Origin of the sequence: Mesorhizobium sp. M7A.F.Ca.CA.004.06.1.1 (genome assembly GCF_003999135.1) — a bacterium.
GTDB lineage: Bacteria > Pseudomonadota > Alphaproteobacteria > Rhizobiales > Rhizobiaceae > Mesorhizobium.
The window spans coordinates 1-4,909 of record NZ_RZPQ01000444.1 but is presented as its reverse complement, the minus strand read 5'-3'; the positions used below and the strand labels follow the sequence as shown (position 1 = coordinate 4,909).

Here is a 4,909-nt window from a genome sequence, read left to right as displayed (position 1 = left end):
GTGCCGGCAATGATCGAGCGTGGCGGTGGTTCGCTGATCTTCACTTCCACCTTCGTCGGCCACACAGTCGGCATGCCGGGCATGACAAGCTATGCCGCGAGCAAGGCCGGCCTGATCGGACTGACACAGGTGCTTGCCGCCGAATACGGCCCGAAAGGCGTGCGGGTCAACGCGCTGCTGCCCGGCGGCACAGACACGCCGGCGGCAACCTTCAAGACCCCGGAATCAAGAGCCTTCGTCGAAGGCCTGCATGCTTTGAAGCGTATCGCAATGCCGGAGGAGATTGCCCGTTCCGCGCTCTATCTCGCCTCCGACGCCTCGAGCTTCACCACCGGAGCGGCTCTGTTTGCCGATGGCGGCGTGTCGATCAATCGGACGTGAAGGCTTTTCGCGGCCGGATGCATGTTCATAGCCGCCAGGCAGACGTCCGGTCTTGATTTCTCGCCGCGATTTGGCGATTCCGTTTCTGTCCAAAAGCGGGTCTGGAACCATGATGCTGATCAGAACCTATGTGACTGCGAGTGCGATCGAAGGCGTCGGCGTGTTCGCCGCGGAGCCGATCAGGAAAGGCGCTTCGATCTGGCGGCTCGATCCGGATTTCGACCGGCTGATCCCCATGGACAAATACGAGACGGCACCCCCGCATCTCAGAGAACTGCTCGACCGCTATGCCTATCCGAGCCCGGACCGGCCGGGTTTCATGGTCTATGAAGTCGACAATGGCCGCTTCATGAACCATTCCAGCAATCCGAATACGGATTTTTCGCAATATGGCGGAGCCACGGCGACCCGCGACATCGCCGTGGGCGAGGAGATCACCTGCGACTACGGCGAGTTCTTCGAGGATTTCGAGCTGCTGCACCTCGCGAGGGCCTAGTCGGCTCCTTATCTCAAGGGCAAGTGGCACACTTGTCCAAGGGCAAACAGACGGCGGCTGGCCCCGCAAAATCATTTCCGCTGTGGACAGCGCGGCATGATTCTGGTATCAGCCGCCCCAATTCGTGGTGTAAACCGCCGCGGAGGCTAGTGGCTATGGCCGCTTGCCTGTTGATATCAAACCCGAAAGACAGGATTGCCCGTGCAGGTACTCGTCCGCGACAATAACGTTGATCAGGCGCTTCGCGCTCTCAAGAAGAAGATGCAGCGCGAAGGCATTTTCCGCGAAATGAAGATGCGCGGTCACTACGAGAAGCCGTCCGAGAAGCGCGCCCGTGAAAAGGCTGAAGCTGTCCGCCGCGCCCGCAAGCTGGCCCGCAAGCGCGCCCAGCGCGAAGGCCTGCTGCCGATGACGCCGCGCCCGGTCGCTGCTGGCGCCGCCGGCGGTGCAGGTGGCGCTCCGCGTCCGCCGCGGTTCTAACGCCAATTTTTCGTCCTTTTCGAAGGATATCAGAGGTGGCGCGATGTGGAATCGCCGCCACCTTTTTGTTTTGATGTGACCGGTCCGGAGGGGGAGCCGGACCTGAACGACGCGGCTTGAAGTGAGGACAGGGCAGACATGAACGCAACGAGCGTGGAGCGCGGGACTGCATTGCGTGGTTTCGCCCTGACAGCGGCCCTGCTCTCCGGACTGGCGCTTGCCGGCTGCCAAACGGCGGGCCCGACCGGTGAATTCAACAACATCGACAAGGCGCAAGGGTCGAGCGAGAACATTTCTTCGCTGTCGGCGGTCATCCAGCGCAATCCCCAGGATCCCGAAGGCTACAATGTGCGCGGCTCGGCCTATGGTCGTGGCGGCCAGTACCAAGCGGCGCTCAAGGATTTCAATCAAGCCATCCAGCTCAACCCGAATTTCTTCCAGGCCTATTCGAATCGCGCGCTGATCCAGCGCTTCCTCGGCAATCAGGAAGCCGCGCTCGCGGACTACAACCGTTCGATCCAGATCAACGGCAACTACGACGCCGCCTATATCGGCCGCGGCAATCTCTACCGCAAGGCGGGTCGCACCCAGGACGCCTTCAACGACTTCCAGAAGGCAATCCAGCTCGATACGACCGACGCGCGCGCCTACCACAATCGAGGCCTGATCTATCAGAGCCAGGGCCAGCACAAATTCGCCATCGAGGACTTCTCGACCGCCATCTCGCTGGCGCCGGACGCCGCCGAGCCCTACAACGGCCGCGGCCTCTCCTATCTGGCGACCAACGACGAGGACAACGCCTTTTCCGATTTCAACATGGCGATCAAGCTCGACGGCAGGAATGCCGAGGCCTGGTCCAACCAGGCGCTGATCTATGAGCGGCGCGGCGACAAGGCGAAGGCCGCGAAATCCTATAAGGAAGCCGTTCGCCTCGACCCTACCTACCAGCCGGCCAAGGATGGCCTCGCCCGCGTCAGCTGATCTCGGTTTCGGCAAGCGCTTCCCATACGAATCCGCGTGACATCCAAGTGCCGCGGGATCCTTTGCGTGTCCTAAAGGACGCACTTCGCAACCGGGCATTAACCCAGGCAGGAGGCTTTCGGCCCCTGCCTTGATCGCGCCAAGTTTTCAGCGGAACGGTCTACCCACCCAAGCCGTTGTTGAAAGTATTTTGCGAAAGGACCCTCCCATGATCAAGAAACTCGCCTGCGCCGCTGCCCTCGCCACGACGATGTTCGCGGTGGCTCCGGCCAGCGCCGGCAAGCTGCAACTCGGCACGCTCGATTGCACCATCGACGGCGGCACCGCTTATATCGTCGCTTCCAACAAGGGCGTGTCCTGTGTCTTCCGGCCTCATCATCACGGGCCGTCCGAGATTTACACAGGCATCATCTCCAAGATCGGCCTCGATGTCGGCCAGACGCATCAGGGCCAGCTCGTCTGGGCCGTGCTGGCCGCGACCCGGGATCGTGACGGAGGCGATCTCGCCGGCAGCTACTACGGTGTCAACGCCGAGGCGAGCGTGGTGACCGGCGGCGGCGCCAATCTGCTGGTTGGCGGCCTGGACAGCGCCGTCATGCTGGAGCCGCTCAGCGTCCAGGCGCAGACCGGCGTCAACCTTGCCGTGGCCGTGACCTCGCTCCAGCTGATCCACTCATTCAAGTGATTGCATGGAGCCGTGCGCTCCATGACCCCTCACCCCGCGGCGCGGAACCAGATAGGATGGTTTCGCGCCGTTTGATTTTGGGGGGGAACCATCATGCTGAAGACAGCCATAGCTGCCGCCATGTTCACGACGCTATCCGGAGCGGTGCAGGCGCAGGACCGAGGCATGGAAGTCGGTACGCTTGACTGCGCCATAGGCGGCGGCACCGGCTTCATCTTCGGCTCGAGCAAGGATCTGAGCTGCACCTTCAACCCCGCCGACAAAAGCTTCGCGCCGGAAGCCTATTTCGGCGCCGTCAACAAATACGGCCTCGACATCGGCACGACGAAGCAGACGGTCATGCAGTGGATCGTGCTGACGCCGCTGAAGAACATCTATGCGCCGGGTGCGCTGGCCGGCGACTATATCGGCGCCAGCGCGGAGGTGACGGCCGCCGTCGGCGCCGGCGCCAATCTGCTGGTCGGCGGCTCCTCTCAGGCCTTCACCTTGCAGCCGCTCAGCTTGCAGACGCAGACCGGCATGAACCTCGCGATCGGCGTCAGCCAATTCCAGCTGCGCAGCACCGAGAATTGATCGCGCAACGAAGCCCGCCAACCGAAGGGGCATCCGCGCGAACGGCCCTCAAAAAAACGCTTGAGCTCAACCCCGGTTGAGGTTTTACAAGCCTGCCCCGAGCGCAACAACGCCTCGATCCAGCGCTGTCGATCCGCATGGTCCTGCCGGAAACCCGTACTGGCTTCTGGCGTCCTGCGCTGGCGTCGAGATATGCAAGACGGGGGTGGAAATGACCGAGATCAGCACGAACAGGGTCGACTGGCGCGTATTGTGGGCAAGCGGCGACCTGGCGCGCTTCTGCTTCATCAGCCTCGGCATCCTGCTGCACGCCACCAACGAAACGATGGTGGCAACGGTGATGCCGGCCATGGTCGGCGAACTGGCGGGCGTACAGCTCGTCGGCTGGTCGCTGGCGATCTACGAACTCGGCGCCATCGTTGCCGGCGCGGCCGCCGGACGACTGGTGAGTTATGTCCCCTTGCGCACCAACATGGTGGTCGCCGCGCTGCTCTACGCAACAGGCGCGCTGATATGCGCCACCTCGCCTTCCATGCAACTGTTCCTCGCCGGCCGCCTGATCGAAGGACTTGGCGGCGGTGCGCTGGTGTCGCTGGCCTTCGTCTCGGTCGAACGACTGTTCTCGCGCGCCATCTGGCCGCAGCTTTTCGGCATCATGTCGGCGATCTGGGGCGTCGCCGCCTTCAGCGGACCATTGCTCGGCGCGATCATGACCGAGCTGTTGTCATGGCGCTGGGCCTTCGGCATCTTCACACTCGGCGGCGCCGCCATGGCGCTGGCAAGCTTCCTCGTGCTCGACACGCCGCAGGCGACGAAACCCAAGACGAGCACGGGTAAGGCGCCGCCCTTCCCGTTCGCGGCCCTTGGCTGCCTTGCCGTCGCCGTGGTGTTGATCGCCTCGGCCGGCGTCGACATCGCCTTGCTGCGCTCTTCGCTGCTGATGGCCTTCGGCCTCATCGGCCTGGTGCTGTTCTTCACCATCGACGCGCTGAAGCCGCGTTCGCGGCTGTTCCCGGCGCGGCTGTTCTCATGGCGCACGCCGGTCGGCGCCGGCATGACCATGGTTGCCGCCTTTTCGGTGGCGACCTGTTCCTTCGGCGTCTACGGACCGCTGTTGCTGACCAGCCTTCACGACATTCCGCTGCTGACCACCGGCTACATCATCGCCGCCGAATCGATAGCCTGGTCGATCCTCTCGATCCTGGTCGCCAACGCGCCGCCGCAGCGCGAGCGGCTGATCATCGTCGGCGGCGCAGTGATGATCGCGGCCGGCATCGCCGGCTTTGCGTATGCGATACCCCTGGGCTCCGTCC

7 protein-coding genes are annotated in these 4,909 nt (G+C 63.3%); all 7 read left to right on the top strand.

The features are described from left to right. Positions 1–381: SDR family oxidoreductase (locus tag EN906_RS22955; protein ID WP_127375393.1), on the top strand; the 381-nt coding region annotated here is incomplete at its 5' end. 109 nt (positions 382–490) lie between these two features. Continuing rightward, entirely contained in the window at positions 491–877 is a 387-nt protein-coding gene (locus tag EN906_RS22950) for an SET domain-containing protein-lysine N-methyltransferase (RefSeq protein ID WP_127267753.1), read from the top strand. Between the two features lie 201 nt (positions 878–1,078). Further along, positions 1,079–1,357, top strand: a complete 279-nt coding sequence (gene rpsU / locus EN906_RS22945; protein WP_023810129.1) for a 30S ribosomal protein S21 — start codon at positions 1,079–1,081, stop codon at positions 1,355–1,357. Positions 1,358–1,495: 138 nt separating this feature from the next. Then, the gene (locus tag EN906_RS22940; RefSeq protein WP_127267752.1) at positions 1,496–2,338 is read left to right on the top strand and encodes a tetratricopeptide repeat protein; all 843 of its coding nucleotides are present in this window, start codon (positions 1,496–1,498) and stop codon (positions 2,336–2,338) included. A 208-nt stretch (positions 2,339–2,546) separates the two neighbouring features. Beyond that, positions 2,547–3,023 (top strand): DUF992 domain-containing protein, encoded by a 477-nt coding sequence (locus EN906_RS22935; RefSeq protein WP_127267751.1) that lies wholly within the window; start codon positions 2,547–2,549, stop codon positions 3,021–3,023. Between the two features lie 93 nt (positions 3,024–3,116). Then, positions 3,117–3,596, top strand: coding sequence for a DUF992 domain-containing protein (locus EN906_RS22930; protein ID WP_023810132.1), 480 nt, complete (start codon positions 3,117–3,119; stop codon positions 3,594–3,596). 211 nt (positions 3,597–3,807) lie between these two features. Next, positions 3,808–4,909 (top strand): MFS transporter (locus tag EN906_RS22925; RefSeq protein WP_127375392.1); only part of this gene is annotated, 1,102 nt, incomplete at its 3' end.